Annotated in this window: 16 protein-coding genes; 7 read left to right on the top strand and 9 right to left on the bottom strand. The window is 63.0% G+C overall.

Annotation, left to right across the window (positions count from 1 at the left end; all coding sequences use genetic code 11):
- Positions 1 to 241: 241 nt before the first annotated feature.
- Positions 242 to 832, top strand: coding sequence for an NAD(P)H-dependent oxidoreductase (locus M6D32_RS25595; RefSeq protein WP_298261602.1), 591 nt, complete (start codon positions 242 to 244; stop codon positions 830 to 832).
- Between the two features lie 20 nt (positions 833 to 852).
- A complete protein-coding gene (locus M6D32_RS25600) occupies positions 853 to 1,341 on the top strand; it encodes a GNAT family N-acetyltransferase (RefSeq protein ID WP_298261604.1) in 489 nt (162 codons plus the stop codon).
- 207 nt (positions 1,342 to 1,548) lie between these two features.
- Here the strand turns inward: M6D32_RS25600 and M6D32_RS25605 are convergent, their stop codons facing one another.
- Positions 1,549 to 2,661, bottom strand: coding sequence for a globin-coupled sensor protein (locus M6D32_RS25605; protein ID WP_298261606.1), 1,113 nt, complete (start codon positions 2,659 to 2,661; stop codon positions 1,549 to 1,551).
- A gap of 378 nt (positions 2,662 to 3,039) precedes the next feature.
- Positions 3,040 to 3,228: a hypothetical protein gene (locus tag M6D32_RS25610; protein ID WP_298261608.1), complete on the bottom strand. Its 189-nt coding sequence runs from the start codon at positions 3,226 to 3,228 to the stop codon at positions 3,040 to 3,042.
- Between the two features lie 298 nt (positions 3,229 to 3,526).
- Here M6D32_RS25610 and M6D32_RS25615 point away from each other — a divergent pair, with 298 nt between their 5' ends.
- A complete protein-coding gene (locus tag M6D32_RS25615) occupies positions 3,527 to 4,999 on the top strand; it encodes an NAD(P)/FAD-dependent oxidoreductase (RefSeq protein WP_298261610.1) in 1,473 nt (490 codons plus the stop codon).
- A gap of 169 nt (positions 5,000 to 5,168) precedes the next feature.
- On the opposite strand, the gene M6D32_RS25620 is transcribed toward M6D32_RS25615, so the two are convergent.
- The 5 genes from M6D32_RS25620 to waaF all read right to left on the bottom strand — a co-directional run bounded on the left by M6D32_RS25620 (position 5,169) and on the right by waaF (position 10,395).
- Positions 5,169 to 5,873, bottom strand: a complete 705-nt coding sequence (locus M6D32_RS25620; protein WP_298261612.1) for a fumarylacetoacetate hydrolase family protein — start codon at positions 5,871 to 5,873, stop codon at positions 5,169 to 5,171.
- A 54-nt stretch (positions 5,874 to 5,927) separates the two neighbouring features.
- On the bottom strand, positions 5,928 to 7,727 hold the full coding sequence (locus M6D32_RS25625) for an ABC transporter ATP-binding protein (protein WP_298261614.1): 1,800 nt from the start codon (positions 7,725 to 7,727) through the stop codon (positions 5,928 to 5,930).
- A 407-nt stretch (positions 7,728 to 8,134) separates the two neighbouring features.
- A complete protein-coding gene (locus tag M6D32_RS25630) occupies positions 8,135 to 8,668 on the bottom strand; it encodes an HAD family hydrolase (protein WP_298261615.1) in 534 nt (177 codons plus the stop codon).
- Complete coding sequence (locus tag M6D32_RS25635) at positions 8,665 to 9,255, bottom strand: D-sedoheptulose 7-phosphate isomerase (protein ID WP_298261617.1); 591 nt, start codon at positions 9,253 to 9,255, stop codon at positions 8,665 to 8,667. Before M6D32_RS25635 ends, M6D32_RS25630 begins: the two co-directional genes overlap by 4 nt.
- A 69-nt stretch (positions 9,256 to 9,324) precedes the next feature.
- Complete coding sequence (gene waaF / locus M6D32_RS25640) at positions 9,325 to 10,395, bottom strand: lipopolysaccharide heptosyltransferase II (RefSeq protein ID WP_298261619.1); 1,071 nt, start codon at positions 10,393 to 10,395, stop codon at positions 9,325 to 9,327.
- Positions 10,396 to 10,543: 148 nt separating this feature from the next.
- Here waaF and rfaD point away from each other — a divergent pair, with 148 nt between their 5' ends.
- The 4 genes from rfaD (at position 10,544) to M6D32_RS25660 (ending at position 16,484) form a co-directional block, all read left to right on the top strand.
- Positions 10,544 to 11,518 (top strand): ADP-glyceromanno-heptose 6-epimerase, encoded by a 975-nt coding sequence (gene rfaD, locus M6D32_RS25645; RefSeq protein ID WP_298261621.1) that lies wholly within the window; start codon positions 10,544 to 10,546, stop codon positions 11,516 to 11,518.
- Between the two features lie 197 nt (positions 11,519 to 11,715).
- Entirely contained in the window at positions 11,716 to 13,188 is a 1,473-nt protein-coding gene (rfaE1, locus tag M6D32_RS25650) for a D-glycero-beta-D-manno-heptose-7-phosphate kinase (protein WP_298261623.1), read from the top strand.
- Entirely contained in the window at positions 13,185 to 14,492 is a 1,308-nt protein-coding gene (locus M6D32_RS25655; RefSeq protein ID WP_298261625.1) for an O-antigen ligase family protein, read from the top strand. The genes rfaE1 and M6D32_RS25655 overlap by 4 nt, the downstream gene beginning before the upstream one ends.
- Before the next feature lie 90 nt (positions 14,493 to 14,582).
- Positions 14,583 to 16,484 (top strand): nucleoside-diphosphate sugar epimerase/dehydratase, encoded by a 1,902-nt coding sequence (locus M6D32_RS25660; protein ID WP_298261627.1) that lies wholly within the window; start codon positions 14,583 to 14,585, stop codon positions 16,482 to 16,484.
- 111 nt (positions 16,485 to 16,595) lie between these two features.
- On the opposite strand, the gene M6D32_RS25665 is transcribed toward M6D32_RS25660, so the two are convergent.
- Both M6D32_RS25665 and M6D32_RS25670 read right to left on the bottom strand, forming a co-directional pair.
- Positions 16,596 to 17,624: a glycosyltransferase family 4 protein gene (locus M6D32_RS25665; protein WP_298261629.1), complete on the bottom strand. Its 1,029-nt coding sequence runs from the start codon at positions 17,622 to 17,624 to the stop codon at positions 16,596 to 16,598.
- Positions 17,621 to 18,363, bottom strand: a 743-nt coding sequence (locus M6D32_RS25670) for a lysylphosphatidylglycerol synthase transmembrane domain-containing protein (protein WP_298261631.1), incomplete at its 5' end; no start/stop codon positions are given. The genes M6D32_RS25670 and M6D32_RS25665, both read right to left, overlap by 4 nt.

Raw genomic sequence — 18,363 nt, forward strand, 5'->3', positions numbered from 1 at the left:
CCAGCAAACTTGAAAACCGCATCCGTCGTACACCCTCGTGAATGGATGCCGTGCCCATCGTGCCCCCTTTGTTCCAGGGCACTAAAAACACGACACTTCACGAGCTACAAACAGGCGACAGATCACGCGCTACTGACATCATAGCGGCGCGCCATCGCCGCGCGGAGTCCGCTTTGCTATTCTGCTTGGGAAGCAAACGTCACGGAACCGCAGTCGGCGGCTCGGCCATGGAGTGACCGACATGAACGCCCACATTCTGGTCTTTTACGGCTCCTATCGTTCTGACCGCATGGGGATTCGGCTCGCAGAATACGTGGTCGAGGGGCTGCGCCGCCGCGGTGAAGAGGCCGAACTGGTTGACGCCAAGGCGATCAATCTGCCGATGCTCGACCGCATGTACAAGGAATATGCGAAGGGTGACGCGCCGGAGGCGCTTGAAGCGCTTGCGGGCAAGATCAGAGCCGCCGACGGCTTCGTGTTCGTGACCGGAGAATACAATTGGGGGATCCAGCCGGGGTTGAAGAATCTCACCGATCATTTCCTGGAAGAGTGGTTCTGGCGCCCTGCGGCGATCGCAAGTTACTCGGCTGGTCGCCTGTCGGGCGCGCGGGCGGCAACCGCCTGGCATGGTACGTTGTCCGAGATGGGAATGGTTGTGGTCTCCTCAACTCTTGCCGTGGGCCCGATCGGTCACACGCTCTCCGTCGACGGCGAGCCGATCGGCGAAGCGGGCAAAGCGTTAGCGGCTTTGTTTCCGCGCTTCGCGGACGATCTGATGTGGTGGATCGAGGCTGCGAAGGCGCAGCGGCAACGCAAACCGCCGCCTTACTGAGGGAGTGCTTCGGGGGAGTTATGAAGTACCAGATCGTACCGTTGCGCGAGCAGCCGCACCATTTGAGCACCGTTGCCGGGTGGATTCACCGGCAATGGTGGTCGAAGACGGACACGCCGGTCGAGGCCATCGAGCAGTGGCTGAGAACCCATCTCGGCGAGAACGGATTCCCGGCGACCTTCATCGCCGTTGAGGATGATGAAGTCCTCGGATCGGTCTCGCTCCACGAGAGCGAAGCAGAGAACCGGCCGGCCTACCGGCCCTATCTCGGCGCCGTCTTCGTCAAGCCCGACGCCAGAGGACATGGGCTAAGCACCGCGCTCGTTCGCGCGGTCGAAGCGCGCGCGAATGAACTCGGCCACGCCACGATCTATCTGAACGCGGCCGATGCCACGGCCGGACTCTATCAAAAGCTTGGATGGGAAATCGTCGAACGGGGCTATGGTCCCAAGCTGCTCAATATCATGCGGCGATTATTGCCGGGGCCCCACCACCAGGCAGTCGGCTAGGCCGTTTTCGGTCGCCGGCACTGTTTAGACCTTCCTTTGCAGCTAGTGCCGCCTATTTGACGTTCCTGCACCACAAGCGGCAAATCCGATCCAGGAACGTCAAATAGCAAAGCGGCACTAGAATCATAGGTTTGCTAGTGCCCGTAACTTTCCGAAGTCCGTAAAAGGTGCGTGCTGAGATGTAACACGGACTTCGGAAAGTGGGCACTAGGCCACCTTGACGCTGTCGAACCTCGAGCGCAGTCCGCGCGCGCTCTCGCTGACCGCGGCGAGGTTGGTGGATATCTCGGTCACCGCGGCGCTTTGATGCTCGATCGCCCGGCTTTCGTTCACCACGCCTTCGTCGATCGCCTGCACCAGTTTCTGTGAGCCGCCGACCTGCTTGATCGCATGCTCGATGGCGGCCTGTATTTCGCTTGCCTGCCGGGTGACCTGCTTGGTGGCGCCCTCCGCCTCGTTCGCGAGCGCCTTGACTTCGTTCGCAACGACGCTGAAGCCGCGCCCGTATTCGCCGCTGCGGGCCGCCTCGATCGCGGCGTTGAGCGCCAGCAGCTTGGTCTTGCGGGCGACGTCGTTGATGACCGCGGCAAAGCCCTCGATCTGCTGGGTGACCTGGCCGAGCTCGCCGAGACTGGCGATGAGCGACTTGATGCTCGCGATGGTGTCGCGGCAGCGCTGCAGATTGTCCCTGTTGAGTTCGACGATGCTCTGGGTCGTTCCGTCCAGCTCCTTTGCGGCGCTTGCCATCGAGCCGAGATCGCGCGTGACCTCATGCTCGAACGCGTTCAGAAGCGGCTCCGAGGCCTGGCGAAACGCGGTCTGCGCCGCCGCCTTGTCGTAACCCGAAATGGCGTGGGCGAGATCGAGGAAGAACATGTGAATGATCCCGCCGATCGCCTTCTTCAGCTTCGCAGCTTGTTCGGTATCGGCAAGATGGTGCCCGACGGCGAGGCCGAGGAAGTTTTCCAGGATGATGGCGGAGCTTGCGACATAGAGATCGTTGGTCAAAAGGCATCGTTCATGGGCGGTGCCGATCTTGCGCGCAAGGCTCGTGAAAGCTTCGTCAGGCGTGCCGTCGAAGAAATGCTGCCAATGCTTGAACTGGATGCTGTTGATATGCGCGACGAGCTGCCCGACGTCGATCTTGTCGCGCGCGCAGATCCGTTCAATCATCTCCTTGAAACCGGGAAACGACAGGATCCGGCCATAGAAGGCGTTGATGACCTCTTCCTGGCTGCCGGCCATCAGCGGCTTGAGTTCCCGCAAGGATGCCGTATCGGCAGGACTGAAGCCGACAAGGTCGGCAAGATCGATTCCCATGTGAGTTCCCTCCCCCGGAGTCGATCAATGACATCACCTTATGCTGAACAAAGGGTTGCATTCGTGATGCTTGCGCCACGCATTCCGCGAAAACACGTGGACCCGCGCTGGAACCCGCGCTGGGTGGAACAAGTGACATTCGCCGTGTGAAAAAGGCCCGTGATCGGGCGGTGCTGGGCACCAGTACCGCCGATCTGAAGTCCCTGTATTCCAGCGCCATGCGCTCCAGCTCGTTTCGCGCGGCAGGCGTAGCCGAGAGGCTCGCTTGCTGCCGGCAAAGCAGTTCCAGCTCTCGATAGGTGTTGGCGCGTTTGGAATCCACGCCCCAAAGCTAAGGCAGCGGGGGGAGGGGAGCGCATTTACCTGGGTTAGCTGATCTTACTCATCCCCTTCACCTTCGCGGGGGAACGGCTCCTGCGTCCTGCGGCCCAGGAATGTGTCGGGAGACGGGTTGTCAACGAGCATCTGGCGCGACCCGTTGATGGCCGCCCATGCCTGTTCGAGATGCTTTTCTTCCAGATCGTTGACGGTGTTGGAAGGTCGGCGAATGCCGAAAATGCGCAACATATCTTCGCTCCCCCTGTTGTGCAGGCGGGAGCGCAACGAGTCTCTCAGCCACCGGCGCCCACGGGTAAACCGCTGCCGGTGATGGAAGGCAGCCTACCACGCCCCGTCTTGCTCAAACACAGCAACTTTTCCCACCAATCGTCCTGGAGGCTTCCGGCGCGGCGATCATTTCAGCAAGGATTTGGCCGCAAACGCTTGTTCGATCTCGTGCTTTGTCCGCACGACGGAATGATCCGGTACTTGATCACGGCTCGTTTGTCGTTGATTTTCGCCGCATGTTGCGCGCTAATCGATAGCCATGGAGACAAACCAGCAAGCGGAAAATTTTGACGTCGTGATCGTCGGCGCCGGGCTTTCAGGCGTCGGCGCGGGCTATCATTTGCAGCACAAATGCCCCGGCAAACGCTTCGTCATTCTCGAAGGGCGCGACTGCATCGGCGGCACCTGGGACCTGTTTCGCTATCCCGGCATCCGCTCCGACAGCGACATGTTCACGCTCGGCTATTCCTTCAAGCCGTGGACCGATCCGAAATCCATCGCCGACGGGCCGAGCATTTTGAAATACGTGCGCGAGACCGCGGCCGAGAATGGCATCGACAAGAAGATCCGCTTCCGCCACAAGGTCCACCGCGCCGCCTGGTCGACGAAGGAGTCGCGCTGGACCGTGGAGGCCGAGCGGACGACGGGCGAGGGCGCGACGGAGACCGTGCGCTTCACCTGCAATTTCCTGTTCATGTGCTCGGGCTACTACCGCTACGAGGATGGCTACACGCCGGAATTTCCCGGCCGCGGCGATTTCAAGGGCGAGATCCTCCATCCGCAGAAATGGCCGGCGGCGCTGGATTATGCGGGAAAGCGCGTGGTCGTGATCGGTTCCGGCGCGACCGCCGTGACGCTGGTGCCCGAAATGGCGAAAACGGCCGGCCATGTGACGATGCTGCAGCGCTCGCCGACCTATGTGGTATCGCGCCCGGCGCAGGATCAGCTCGCGATCAAATTGCGCAAGCGGCTCGGCGAATACATGGCCTACCATCTGATCCGCTGGCGCAACGTGCTGTTCGGCATGTACTTCTTCCAGCTGTCGCGGCGTCAGCCCGCGAAGGTCAAGAAGCTGATCCTCGGCGGCGTGCGAATGGCGCTCGGTCCCGACTACGACATCATGACCCATTTCAACCCGCGCTATAATCCGTGGGACCAGCGGCTGTGCCTGGTGCCGGATGGCGATCTCTTCCGCTCGATCCGCGAAAAGCGCGCTTCCGTCGCGACCTGCGAGATCGACCGCTTCACCGGCAAGGGCATTCGCCTCAAGGACGGCAGCGAGATCGAGGCCGACATCATCGTCACCGCGACGGGTCTGGTCTTGCAGGTGCTAGGCGGCATGGAAGTTGCGGTCGACGGCCGCACGGTCGATTTCGCAAGGACGCTGAACTACAAGGGCATGATGTATTCGGATGTGCCCAATCTCGCGTCTGCCTTCGGCTACACCAATGCGTCCTGGACGCTGAAATGCGATCTCACCTGCGAATATGTCTGCCGCCTGATCAACTACATGGACCGGCGCGGCTACAAGCAGGCGATGCCGCACAATGTCGATCCCTCCTTGCAGGAGATTCCGGCGCTGTCGTTCACCTCGGGCTACGTGCAGCGCGCGGTCGCGAAAATGCCGAAACAAGGCTCGAAGCGGCCCTGGCGGCTCTACCAGAACTACGCGCTCGATATCGTCGCGTTGCGCTTCGGCAGGGTCGATGATGGCGTGATGAAGTATTCGTGAGACGGGGCTTCGCTGCGGACGGTAGCTAAGCCGCGATTAGACTGGCCGTCATTCCGGGGCGCCCGAAGGGCGAGCCCGGAATCCATTTTTCCCAGCATTTGCATGGCGCGATGGATTCCGGGTTCGCTCGCTCTACTCGCGCCCCGGAATGACGAAGGCTACGCCTCCGTCACTTCTCCGGCTGGCCGATCGAAACCTTCAGCGTGCCGACGCCGTCGACGCCGCACTCGATCTTGTCGCCGGGGTGAAGCTGGGAGACGCCGGCCGGCGTGCCGGTCATGATGATGTCGCCGGCCGCGAGCTTCACCTGCTGCGAGAGCTGCCAGATGATTTCCGGCACGCTCCAGATCAATTCGGTGAGATCGCCTTTCTGCGTTTCATTGCCGTTCACCGTGAGCCAGATCTTGCCCTTGTTGGGGTGGCCGATCTTGGAGGCCGGCTGGATCGCCGAGCAGGGGGCCGAATAGTCGAAGGATTTTCCGACCTCCCACGGCCGCTCCTTCTTGCGCGAGGCAAGTTGCAGGTCGCGGCGCGTGAGGTCGATGCCGACCGCATAGCCGTAGACATGGTCGAGCGCCTTGTCGGCCGGGATGTTCAAGCCGCCGCTTTTCATCGCAACGATCAGTTCGACCTCATGATGCAGATCCTTGGTCAGCGGCGGATAGGGGATGGTCGAGCCATCCGCCACCAGCATGTCGGCGTGCTTGGCGAAGAAGAACGGCGGCGCACGCTCGTCATTGCCCATTTCGCGGATGTGCTCGAGGTAGTTGCGCCCGACGCACCAGATGCGGCGAACCGGATAGACGCCCTTTTCGCCGACGACGGGAAGCGAGGGTTGCGGCAACGCGGGAATGACGAAGGGGGTGGCGTTCATGGCGCTCTCGTTGGTTTGAGTTGTTTGTCCCAAGTCTTCTTGTGTGGTCGCTTCTTATGCGGTTGCTTCCGACGGCGCCAGCGTCGGCGCGCGCTGCTGAAGGCGGAAGAACGAGGCGTAGCGGCCGCTGCGGCGCAGGAGGTCGTCGTGCCGTCCGCGCTCGACGATCTGGCCGCCCTCGACCACCAGGATCGTGTCGGCATGCATGATAGTGTGCAGGCGATGCGCGATCACGATGGTGGTGCGGTTCTGGCACAGATGCTCGATCGCTTCCTGCACCTGCTTTTCGGATTCGGAATCAAGTGCTGCGGTCGCCTCGTCGAGCAGGATCAGCGGGGCATTGCGAAGCAATGCACGCGCCACCGCGATGCGCTGCCGCTGGCCGCCGGATAATTGCGTGCCGTGCTCGCCGACCGGCGTGTCATAGCCGAGCGGAAAGCCCATGATGAAATCGTGCGCACAGGCAGCCTTCGCGGCGGCCTCGATCTCGTCGCGGGTCGCGCCTTGCTTGCCGAAGGCGATGTTGGCGCCGATGCTGTCGCGGAACAGATAGACGTCCTGTCCGACATAGGCGGTCTGGGCGCGCAGCGAGTGGCGCGAGACGCCTGGAATCGGCTGCCCGTCGATCAGGATGTCGCCGCTGGTGGCCTCATAAAAACGCAGCAGCAGCGCGAGCACGGTCGACTTGCCGCCGCCGGAGGGGCCGACCAGCGCGGTGACCTTGCCGGGTTCGGCGACAAAGTTCATGTGGTCCAGCACCGGCTCGTTCGTCCGATACGCAAAGCTGACATCGCGCAGTTCGACCCGCGCTTCGGTCAATTTCAGCGCCGGCTTGTCGCCGTCTTCGGGCTCGCTGGCGGGGCTGTCGATGATTTCGAGCAGCTTGCGGGCGCCGATCAGGCTTGAGTTCAGTTCGAGATTGAGCCGCGCCAGCCGCTTGGCCGGCTCATAGGCGAGAAGGAACGCGGTCAGGAACGAGAAGAACTGTCCCGGCGTGGCACCCAGCGCCACCACGCTGTAGCCGCCATACATCAGCCCGCCGGCGACGGCGAGGCCGCCCAGCGTTTCCATCAGCGGGCTCGAGCGATTGGAAACGCGTGCCATCTTGTTGGCGTTGTCTTCGACGGCCGTGATGCTGATGTCGATCCGCTCGCGCATCGCCGTCTCGAGCGTGAAGGCTTTGACGGTACGGATGCCTTGCAGCGATTCCTGCATGGTCTCCATGATGTCGGCGGTGCCGGTGAACTGGGTATGGGCCAGGCGCTTGATCCGCCGCACCAGCGTGCGCAGCACGATCATCGCCGGCGGCGCGACCAGAAAGCCAAGCAGCGCCATCAGCGGATCCTGCGAAACCATCACGGCGACCAGCCCGATCAGCGAGAGCACGTCGCGCCCCACAGCGTTGATCAGAAGGCTGAGCACTTGGGTGACGGAGGTCGCGCCCGCGGTGAGGCGCGCGAGGAATTCGCTGGAATGGCGGTCGGAGAAGAAACCGACGCTCTCGTTCATCAGCTTGGCAAACAAAGCGCGCTGGTTGCTGGCGAGGATCGCGTTGGAGATTTTCGACAGAATGACCTGATGGCCGTAGGTCGCCGCGCCCTTGATGATGAAGATGACGACGGTGACGCCGGACAGGATCGCGATGCCACGCACATTTTTGTCGACATAGGCCTGGTTGATGACCTGGCCGAGCAGCCAGGCGGAGCCAGCCGTCGTCGCGGCCGAGACCGCCATCAGCGCAAACGCCGTCAGATAACGCCGCCAATAGACCGCGCCCTGTTCCATGATGAGGCGGCGGATCAGGATCGCCGCGCCATACGGATCATCGGTGATTTTCTTCGGAAGTTCGGTCATCCGCGCCGGTTTGCCCGCACTGACCGGGATTTTCAAGCAAATTCAGGCCGAATCACCGGCCTTGACGGATCGCTAGTGCTCCGATTCCGAAGTTCGTATCATATTGCGGCTCCACGTTTACGAACTTCGGAATCAAAGGAGCACTAGCCAATTATTTGATTCTAGTGCGGTTTAGAATTTGAAGTTCCTATGACGAGGTTACCGCGAAACTGATAGGAACTTCAAATTCACCGCACTAGTGTGGCGACACTGACGTTCCTTTCAGTTTCGCAGCGACCTCTTCAAAGGAACGTCAGTGTCAAAGCCACACTAGAACCATATATTTGCCAGTGTCCCCTTGGTTCTGACATTCGTAAAAGTGTTCGCCGAGATACGATACGAATGTCAGAACCGGGACACTAGGGTTTTCATCGTTTGCCGACCTCGGCAATAATATCCGCCACGAAGGCATCGAGATCGCCGCCAGCAAATAGAAAGCCGGGCAGGCCTGCGGCATCCGCCGCCTCCAAGTCGCTTTTGCGATCGCCGATCACGAAACTCCCCTCACGCCGCACCGGCCAATGCTGCATCAGATCGTGAATCATGCCGGGCTTCGGCTTTCGCCAGTGGTGATCTTCGAGATAGCCCGCAACCGTCCCGTCCGGATGGTGCGGGCAATAGCGGATGTCGTCGATCACAGCGCCTTGCGCCAAAAGTTCGGCGCGCATCCAGTCGTGCAGCGCGTTGAGCGCTTCTTCGGTGTACAGGCCGCGCGCGACGCCGGCTTGATTGGTGAAGAAGAACACGAAATAGCCGGCCTCATTGAGCCGTCGGATCGCCTTTGCGGCGTTCGGCATCCAGCGGATGCGATCGCTGGTCCCGATATAGCCGTCATCGTGATTGACGACGCCGTCGCGGTCGAGGAAGGCCGCCGGCCGCGGCGCCATGGCAGAAGCGTTCATCTGGCCGTCAGCGCCTGTTCGATCGCGCCGCAGATGCCATGGGCGAACGTCATATAGATCTGCTGGATCACCGCAGTGTCGTCGCTCGGCACGATCAGGAGATGATCGCAGGAAGCAGCCATGCTCGTGCCTTTGCTGCCGGTAAAGCCAACCGTGACCAATCCCTGCTGCCGCGCTATCTCCAGTGCGGCGAGAATGTTCGGCGAGCGGCCGGAGGTCGTGATCGTCAGCAGCACGTCGCCGCGCTGACCGAGACCCTCGACTTGTCGCGAAAAAATATGCTCGAAACCGTAGTCATTGCCGATCGCGGTCAGCGCCGAGGTGTCGGTGGTCAGCGCAGCGGCGGCATAGGCCGGCCGGTCCTTCTTGTAGCGGCCGACGATTTCAGCGGCGATGTGCTGGGCGTCGCCGGCGCTGCCGCCATTGCCGGCGATCAGGAGCTTGTGGCCGCCGCGCAGCGCGGCCGTGATGACCTCGGCGATCTTGCGCGCGGTATCGAGCAGGCCAGCATCTTGCGTCGCGCGCTCAAGGGCGTCGCGCGAGAGCGCGAGATGAACTGCGATCGGATCCTGGGCAGAACGACTCAAAGGCATCACCGTCTGTTTGCGTGCTTCTTGGTAATGCTCGCCAATAGCTCAGGCAAGCACGCATCACCCTTAATGGGATGCGCTTACGCCCGTCTCGGCGAGCACCTTTGCCACGGTTTCGACGACGTCGGACGGCGGAATGTCGCGCATGCAGCGATGATCGTTCATGGTGCAGACCGGACGATGGCAGGGCTGGCAGGGCACGGTGGTTTTGGTCTGAACGGTGGCCGCAAGGCCGTTGATCGGCGCCCAGTGATACGGGCTGGTCGGCCCGAAGATGCCGATGGTCGGCGTGCCGAGTGCAGCCGCAATGTGCATAAGCCCGGAATCGTTGGAAACGGCCACGTTGGCGGCCGCCATCGCCAGAACGCCGTTGCGCAGGTCCGTTCCCGTGAGGTCGCGCACGCGCGGACCACCTGCGGCGACGATCTCTTGCGCGATAGCGGCCTCGCCGGGACCGCCGATGACCCAGACATCGAGACCGCGCTCGGCGAGAAGCTTCGCGGCTTGCGGGTAATAGGTCCAGCGCTTGGAGGAGCCGACCGAGCCGGGTGCGAGGGCAACCGAAGCCCCCGTGCCAAGCCCGTTTGCCTGCCGGAAGCGCGTCACGTCCTCCCGCGGCGCCCGCAGTTGCGGTACCGGCCATTCCGCCGGTCGCGCAGCGCCGTCGGGTAACGCCAGCGCGGCGTTCTTGTCGAGGAAGCGGGGAAGCCGCCTCTCGCCCCAGCGCCAGCGATTAAGGAGGCCAAACCGGGCTTCGCCGACAAAGCCGATGCGTTCCGGAATCCCGGCCAGCGCGGGCGCAATTGCGGATTTCCAGGTCCGGGGCAGCACCAGGGCGGTAGCGTAGTTCCTTGCCTTGAACTCGGCGGCAAGCCCGCGCTGCCGGGCGAGCGCCAAGCGGCCACGCGGCAGGTCCCATGTGATGCCGGCGCGCACCCCGGGCATGTAATCGACCAGGGAGGCACATAACGAGGTGGTCAGGAGGTCGACGGGCCGGTTGGGAAAGCGCTGGTTCAGCACCCGCACCACGCTGTGGCCCCGGACGAAGTCGCCGATCCACATATAGGGGATGATCAGGATCGGCCGGGTGTCGGCAGCGTCCTCGATCGCCACGGAATGGTCTGAATCAATATTCATATCTTATCGTGCCGCCATGGCCGCCTCGGTAACGGGTCCGTGCGGTCAGGTAAAGGCGCGGTTTCTGCCTTCACCATGTAGGGCGCGGGAAGTTGCCTGCCGGGCGGGGTTAAGGCAAAGCTGGGCCTTCTCAAGGGTAGGGTGCGGAATGCTGCTGGTGACCGGTGGGGCCGGTTTTATCGGGTCGAATATCGTGGCCGCGCTCAACGATGCGGGCCGGGCGGATATCGTGGTTTGCGATCTCTTGGGCGACAGCGGCAAATGGCGCAACCTCGCCAAGCGCCAGCTCGCGGACGTCGTGCCGCCCAGTGAGCTCCTGTCCTGGCTCGGCGGCCGGCGCCTCGATGCGGTCATCCATATGGGTGCGATTTCCGAGACCACGGCGACCGACGGCGATCTCGTGATCGAGACCAATTTCCGTTTCTCGCTGCGGCTTCTCGACTGGTGCACCGCGCATGCGGTGCCTTTCATCTATGCCTCGTCGGCTGCGACCTACGGAAATGGCGAGCAGGGCTTTGACGACGATCCAGCTGCCTTGACGGCGCTGCGGCCGATGAACCTCTACGGCTGGAGCAAACATCTGTTCGACATGGCCGTGACCGACCGCGCCGCGCGCGGCGGAAAACTGCCGCCGCAATGGGCCGGCCTGAAATTCTTCAACGTGTTCGGGCCGAACGAATATCACAAGGGCACCATGATGAGCGTGCTGGCGCGCCGCTTCGACGACATCAAGGCCGGGCGCACGGTCGATCTCTTCAAGTCGCATCGCGATGGCATTGCCGACGGCGATCAGCGGCGCGACTTCATTTATGTCGACGACGTGGTGCGGGTGGTGATGTGGCTGTTGGCGACGCCGGCGGTCTCGGGTCTCTTCAATGTCGGTACCGGCAAGGCGCGCAGCTTCAAGGACCTGATACTGTCGGCCTATGCGGCGCTTAACGCCTCGCCCAACATCCGCTACATCGACATGCCCATATCGATCCGCAACAGCTATCAGTATTTCACCCAGAGCGAGGTCGATCGCTTGCAGCGTGCCGGCTATAATGGCGGCTTCACGCCGCTGGAAGAAGCGGTCGGCCTCTACGTCAAGGGCTATCTCGATTCCACCGATCGCTATCGCTAGTGCGGCGAATTTGAAGTTCCTATCAATTTCGCCGCGAGTTCGTTATAGGAACTTCAAATTTAAAGCCGCACTAGAAACCATATCCTTGCTAGAGCTCCTTTGATCCCGAAGTTCGCATCAGAGGCGCCCAAACAGCTTGCGAACTTCGGGATCGGAGCTCTAGCGGTCCGATTCCAACATCCGCATCCGGCAAACCGATGTTCGACTTCGAATCCTTTCACCGCGAGATGGCCGGCCAGACGATCCTCTGCGTCGGCGACCTCATGATCGACGAATTCGTCTACGGTGAAGTATCGCGGATTTCGCCGGAAGCGCCTGCGCCCGTCTTCGCGGCGCGGCGCAGCGAAACCAATATCGGCGGCGCCGGCAATGTTGCGCGCAATATCGCTTCGCTCGGCGCCAAATGTATCTTCGTCGGCCTGATCGGCGACGACGCCGCCGGTGCGGAACTCAAGGCCGCTCTGGCCAAGGAACCACTGATCGAGAGCGCTCTGGTTGCCGATGCGGCGCGGCCGACGACGCGGAAGGTGCGTTTTGTATCGGAGCACTTCCGCACGCACATGCTGCGGGCGGATTGGGAGATGTCTCACCCGGCCGCGGGCGAGGCCGAGCAACGGCTGATCGATGCGATCCTGCCGCTGATCCCGCGTGCCGATGTCGTGCTGCTGTCCGACTACGCCAAGGGCGTGCTGACGGCGCGGGTGATCCGCAACGTCATCGACACCGCGCGCAAGCTCGGCAAGGCCGTCATCGTCGATCCCAAGAACGCCAACTTTGCGATTTATCGCGGCGCGACGCTGCTGACGCCGAACCGCAAAGAGTTTTCGGAGGCGACCCGAAGCCGCGCCGATACGAGCGAGAGCATCGCTGCGGCGGCGCAGGACGTGATGCAGCTCGCCGATTGCGAGGCGATCCTGGTCACGCAGAGTGAACACGGCATGACGCTGGTGCCGCGCGACGGCGAGCCCGTCCATGTGCCGGCCTATCCGGTCCGGGTGCGCGACCTCTCCGGCGCCGGTGACACGGTAGCTGCGGTGCTGGCGGTCGCGCGCGCCGCGGGGGCGGACTGGGAGGATGCGTTGCGGCTGGCGAGCGCGGCTGCGGCGGTTGCCGTCGGCAAGAAGGGCACCGCGACGGTGACGCCGGCCGAGCTTCGCCGGCAGATCCTGCCGCATGCGTTTCTCGCGGCCGAAGAAAAGATCGTTGCGCGCGGCACGGAGTTGGAGGCGCGGCTCGCCGACTGGCGCAAGCAGGATCTGCGGATCGGCTTCACCAACGGCTGCTTTGACATCCTGCATCCCGGCCATGTCAAGGTTTTGACCGCCGCGCGCGGCGCCTGCGATCGCCTGGTCGTCGCTCTCAACAGCGACGCTTCCGTCAAGCGGCTGAAAGGCGAGGGACGGCCGGTGCAGGATGAGCGGGCGCGGGCCGAGGTGCTGGCCGCGCTGGAGGCTGTCGACCTCGTGGTGATCTTCGAGGAAGACACGCCGCTGATATTGATCGAGCAGATCACGCCGAGCGTGCTGGTGAAGGGTGGCGACTATACCCGTGAGCAGGTCGTCGGCCATGAGATCGTCGAGGCGCATGGCGGGCAGGTCATCCTGGTCGACGTGCTGGCCGGCTTCAGCACGAGCCGGCTCGTCGACCGCGCGCGGGGAGGCAAGGCGTGAGCGCTGCCGCCGAGCCGATCGGCGCGCTGCTGTCGAGACGCTGGCGCGATCCGGCGGCCTGGATGGCTACGGCCGATATCGTTGCCGTGCTGCTGGCCGCTTCGCTGCCCTGGTCGACTTCGCTGGTTGGAATTTTCGGCGTCGTGCTCGTGCTAGTGATGCTGCCGACGATCGATGCGTCTTCGCTTGTCGCGTCGTTGAAACGCCCGGTCGTCGCGGCGCCAGTCGCGCTATTTCTTCTGGCCCTGATCGGCACGCTGTGGTCGGACGCGCGGTGGGGCATGCGCTTCTATGCCGTCGCACCGACCGCAAAACTCTTGCTGCTGCCGCTGTTGTTCCATCATTTCGCGCGGTCGCAGCGCGCCTTTTGGGTCTTCATCGCCTTTCTGGCGTCGTGCATCGCGCTGCTCGCGATGTCCTGGATCGTTGCTTATTTTCCCAACCTGACGCTCAAGGCCAGTAATGCCGCCTCGCGCGGCATCTTCGTCAAAAACTATATCGACCAGAGCCAGGAATTTGCACTTTGCGCAGTAGTGCTCGCTTATCCCGTGCTTTCGCTGCTGCGCGAGCGACGGTTTGTTCCAGCTTTCCTGCTGTTTGCGATCGCCATGGGTTTCCTGGCCAACATGATCTTTGTCATCGTGTCGCGAACCGCCCTCGTGACGATGCCGATCATGCTGGCGGCGTTTGGCCTGATCCATCTGCGCTGGCGCGCCAACATCATCATCCTTGCGGCCACCGTCGTGCTGGCAGGTCTGGCCTGGGTCGCTTCGTCACCCTTGCGGGAGAAGATCACGTCGATCGACAGCCAGTACCAGCTCTATGAGCAGGGCAGCGTGACCTCGGTCGGAGAGCGGCTCGAGTTCTGGAAGAAGTCGCTGGGATTTTTTGCCGAGGCGCCGATCGTGGGGCACGGCACCGGATCGACCGAAGGGCTGTTCGTCCAGGCCGCCGCCGGACAGAAGGGCGTCGCGGCAGAGGTGATCCGCAATCCGCATAACCAGACCCTGAACGTCGCGGTGCAATGGGGCGCGCTCGGCATCGTCGTGCTCTATGCGATGTGGTTGTCGCATCTAATGATGTTCCGTGGGCCAGGCCTGTTCAACTGGATCGGGCTTCTGGTCGTGGTGCAGAACATCTTCACGTCGCTGTTCAACTCCCACATTTTCGATTTTCACGAGGGCTGGATGTATGTGCTTGGCGTCGGCATTGCCGGCGGTGTTGTCCTAAGGACAAGCGGAACGGCGGCTGCGCGAGAGGCCAAGGCTTCCGATGCTAAGGCTTCTGATGCCAAGGCCTCCTGATGCTTTCCAGCGCATGTCAGATAGGCTATCAGCGATGAGGGGTTTCGCTCACGAAGTTCTAACTGACTTTCGCCCGCCAGCGGTTGTTGAATGACGCGTCTGTCGCATCTGACCTTGCGCAACTACCTGATCGCCCTGCATGACGTGGCGGCGACGGCCTTTGCGTTTGTTGCGGCCTTCTATCTGCGTTTCGAGGGCGCCGAGCAATTTATCGAGCGCCTGCCGCTGATGCTGCGCATCCTGCCGTACTTCCTCGTGCTCGCCATCGTGGTCTGCTATCTCTTCAATCTCACCACCACGAAATGGCGCTTCATCTCGCTGCCGGATGCGCTCAACATCCTGCGTGTGGCCACGATCCTCGCCACCGCGCTGCTCGTGCTCGACTACATCCTGGTGGCGCCGAATGTGCATGGCACCTTCTTCTTCGGCAAGGTGACCATCATCCTGTTCTGGTTCATCGAGATCACCTCGCTGAGCGCGCTGCGCTTTGCCTACCGCTATTTCCGTTACACGCGCGTTCGCCATCACGCGCGGGCCGAGGATGCTTCGCCGACGCTACTGGTCGGCCGCACGGCGGACGCCGAAGTTCTCCTGCGCGGCATCGAAAGCGGTGCGGTGAAGCGGATCTGGCCGATCGGCATTCTTTCGCCCTCGGTCGCCGACCGCGGCCAGCTGATCCGCAACGTGCCCGTGCTCGGCAACATCGATGACGTCGAGGACGTCGCCGCCGATTTCGCGCGGCGCGGCAAGCCGATTGCGCGCACCGTGATGCTGCCTTCGGCCTTCGCGGCGGAAGCGCACCCGGAAACCTTCATGATGCGGGCGAAACGCCTGCGGCTGATCGTGAGCCGGCTGCCCTCGCTCGAAGGCGGCGAGGCGCCGCGGCTGGCGCCGGTGGCGGTCGAGGATCTCTTGCTACGGCCGACAACGACCATCGACTATGCGCGGCTGGAGGCGCTGGTCAAAGGCAAGAGCGTCATCGTGACCGGCGGCGGCGGTTCGATCGGCGCCGAGGTTTGCCAGCGCATCGTCGATTTCGGCGCGGCGCGGCTCCTGATCATCGAGAATTCCGAGCCCGCGCTTTATGCCATCACCGAGGCGCTGGCTGCCCGGCAGGTCGAAGCCAGGATCGACGGCCGCATCGCCGACATCCGCGACCGCGAACGCATCCTGCGGCTGGTAGCTGAGTTCAAGCCGAACCTCGTGTTCCATGCTGCCGCGCTGAAGCACGTGCCGATCCTCGAGCGCGACTGGAGCGAGGGCGTCAAGACCAACATCTTCGGTTCGGTCAATGTGGCGGACGCCGCACTCGCTGCCGGCGCCGAAGCGATGGTGATGATTTCGACCGACAAGGCGATCGAGCCGGTCTCGATGCTGGGTCTGACCAAGCGCTTCGCCGAAATGTATTGTCAGGCGCTGGATCACGATCTTGCGCAAGGGCGCGCCAGGCGCATGCGGCTGATCTCGGTGCGGTTCGGCAACGTGCTCGCCTCCAACGGTTCGGTGGTGCCAAAATTCAAGGCGCAGATCGAGGCGGGCGGCCCGGTGACGGTGACCCACCCCGAGATGGTGCGCTACTTCATGACCATCCGCGAAGCCTGCGATCTCGTGATCACGGCTGCAACGCACGCGCTTGGCGCGCAGCGCTCGGTGTCGGTCTATGTGCTCAACATGGGCCAGCCCGTGAAGATCGTCGACCTTGCCGAGCGGATGATCCGTCTCTCCGGCCTGCAGCCCGGTGTCGATGTCGAAATCGTCTTCAGTGGCATGCGGCCGGGCGAGCGGCTCAACGAAATCCTGTTCGCCAGCGAAGAGCCGCCGGTCGAGATCGGTCTTGCCGGCGTGATGGCCGCCAAGCCCAACGAGCCGCCGATGCAGGCGCTCAAGAACTGGATGGTGGCGCTGAGGCAGGCGATCGAGGCCGACGATCCCGCCACGATCAAGGCGATCCTGAAGGACGCGGTACCGGAGTTCGGCTCGAACGCGGCTTAGCGACCAACCAAAAGAGCAGCCAGCGATTTTGAATCGTGTTTCGTCATGGCCCGACACAAGGCCGGGCATGACGAGGTGATCGAAAGCGCCTGATTTCGGTTCGAACGCGGCTTACGCCGTTTTAACGCCGCGCGTCCGCGAAAAGTGCACCATCACAAGCGCGACCGCAGCGGCACCGAGCGCTAGAAGCGCAGCTTCCAGCACAAACGATCCGGCGCGAATCGAGGCCGCTGCAAGCAACGCCAGCACGACATTGAGCACAAACACCTCGCCCACGACGTGCGTGACGCCAAATCCGTTGTCCGTCGCGCGCTGATAGAAATGCGAGCGGTGGGCGACCCAGAACGGCTCGCGGCGCATCATCCGGCGCAAGAGCGTGACGGTAGCGTCGGCGAGGTAATAGAGCGGCAACAGCAACGCAGCCGCGAGGTGATGCTGCCAGGCCAGTTGCAACAGGCTCCAGCCGACCAGCAGCCCGATTGGCAGGCTGCCGACGTCGCCGAGAAAAATGCTCGCGACCGGGCGGTTGAACGGGGCAAAGCCGATCATCGCACCGCAAAGGCCGGCAGTGACAATCACGGCGGGCAGAGGAAGATCGCCCTGCGCGCCCAGGATGGCGAGCGCGGCTGTGACGGGCACGACCTCGGCGACGGTCATCCAGTCGAGGCCGTCCATGAAGTTGACGAGGTTGACGAACCAGAGGCCGGCGAGCACGAGCAGGCCGCGTTCGATCCAGAACGGGACGACGGAGGCGATACGAAGTTCGGCGGGGCTTGCGAACACGATCGCGCCAACGGCGATCGCCTGCAACAAGAGCCGCGGCAGTACCGGGACCGGCTTGAGGTCGTCGGCAAATCCAAGCGCCGCGATGAACAACGTGGCGCCGAACAGTGCGGCCGGGGCACGGCCGCCAAGCACGGCGCCGGCGACGACCAGCGTCGCCGCCACCACGGCAATGCCGGCGCCTTGCGGCGTCGGGAGGCGATGCGAGGATCGCGCATTCGGCTTTGCCAGTGCGTGCTTCAACAGATGCGGCCGGATCAGCCGGATCACCAGGGCGGAGACGATCGCGGCGGCGGCGCCCACCGGCAGTATCGGCCACCATTCGGCGATGCCGATGACCGCTGGTCCGCCGTTCATTCCGCCGCCTCGAGCGGCGCGGCGTCCTTGGCCGCCTTCTCAGCGGAGAAGATCCACACCAGCCCGCCGATCGCTCCCGCGACGAAGGACACCGCGCCATAGAGCAGCGAGACGTTGACGCCTTCGCTGGTGATGAGCCCGGCATAGCCGAACGCCAGTCCCATCGTGGCTTCGCGGACGCCCCAGCCGGCGATGGAAATCGGCAGCATCGTGATCAGCATGACAGGCGGAATCAGGAGGAACGTCTGGGCGAATCCGACCGGAGCGGCGATCGATTGCACGACACACCAGGCGATCACCACCGTGAGGAAGTGGACCAGCAATGAAAGGATCGCGATCGCCGGTTCATTTCGGGCGCTGAAAATCACCCGGTTGGCGATCACTGCGCAAGCGTGGATATGATGGGTTGCCCACCACTTCTTCAGCCACAGCCAGGGCAGTGCGCCGAGCACAAGGAAGCCCGCGCCTGCCGCGAGCGCGGCGAAATCGATCAGCATCAGCGCCGAGCGGCCGTAGGGATCCGCAATCAGATGGGAACTCCATGGCAGACTGGCCACGATGACGATTGCGAGCGCAATCAATCCGACCGCACGATCGACGAAAATCGAATAGGTCGCCGCGCGCCAGCCGGCACCCGAGCGCGCCACGAGCCACAGCCGCACCGCATCGCCGCCGATCGAGGAGGGCAGCGTCTGGTTGAAGAAGGTTCCGATCACGTTGTAACGCATGGCCTGCCTGA

This window comes from Bradyrhizobium sp., from assembly GCF_027307225.1.
GTDB lineage: Bacteria > Pseudomonadota > Alphaproteobacteria > Rhizobiales > Xanthobacteraceae > Bradyrhizobium.

Excerpts from the sequence above, each read along its gene's own strand:
- M6D32_RS25595 (WP_298261602.1), top strand. The coding sequence starts at position 242 with ATGAACGCCCACATTCTGGTCTTTTACGGCTCCTATCGTTCTGACCGC.
- M6D32_RS25600 (WP_298261604.1), top strand. The coding sequence starts at position 853 with ATGAAGTACCAGATCGTACCGTTGCGCGAGCAGCCGCACCATTTGAGC.
- M6D32_RS25605 (WP_298261606.1), bottom strand. The coding sequence starts at position 2,661 with ATGGGAATCGATCTTGCCGACCTTGTCGGCTTCAGTCCTGCCGATACG.
- M6D32_RS25610 (WP_298261608.1), bottom strand. The coding sequence starts at position 3,228 with ATGTTGCGCATTTTCGGCATTCGCCGACCTTCCAACACCGTCAACGAT.
- M6D32_RS25615 (WP_298261610.1), top strand. The coding sequence starts at position 3,527 with ATGGAGACAAACCAGCAAGCGGAAAATTTTGACGTCGTGATCGTCGGC.
- M6D32_RS25620 (WP_298261612.1), bottom strand. The coding sequence starts at position 5,873 with ATGAACGCCACCCCCTTCGTCATTCCCGCGTTGCCGCAACCCTCGCTT.
- M6D32_RS25625 (WP_298261614.1), bottom strand. The coding sequence starts at position 7,727 with ATGACCGAACTTCCGAAGAAAATCACCGATGATCCGTATGGCGCGGCG.
- M6D32_RS25630 (WP_298261615.1), bottom strand. The coding sequence starts at position 8,668 with ATGAACGCTTCTGCCATGGCGCCGCGGCCGGCGGCCTTCCTCGACCGC.
- waaF (WP_298261619.1), bottom strand. The coding sequence starts at position 10,395 with ATGAATATTGATTCAGACCATTCCGTGGCGATCGAGGACGCTGCCGAC.
- rfaD (WP_298261621.1), top strand. The coding sequence starts at position 10,544 with ATGCTGCTGGTGACCGGTGGGGCCGGTTTTATCGGGTCGAATATCGTG.
- rfaE1 (WP_298261623.1), top strand. The coding sequence starts at position 11,716 with ATGTTCGACTTCGAATCCTTTCACCGCGAGATGGCCGGCCAGACGATC.
- M6D32_RS25660 (WP_298261627.1), top strand. The coding sequence starts at position 14,583 with ATGACGCGTCTGTCGCATCTGACCTTGCGCAACTACCTGATCGCCCTG.
- M6D32_RS25665 (WP_298261629.1), bottom strand. The coding sequence starts at position 17,624 with ATGAACGGCGGACCAGCGGTCATCGGCATCGCCGAATGGTGGCCGATA.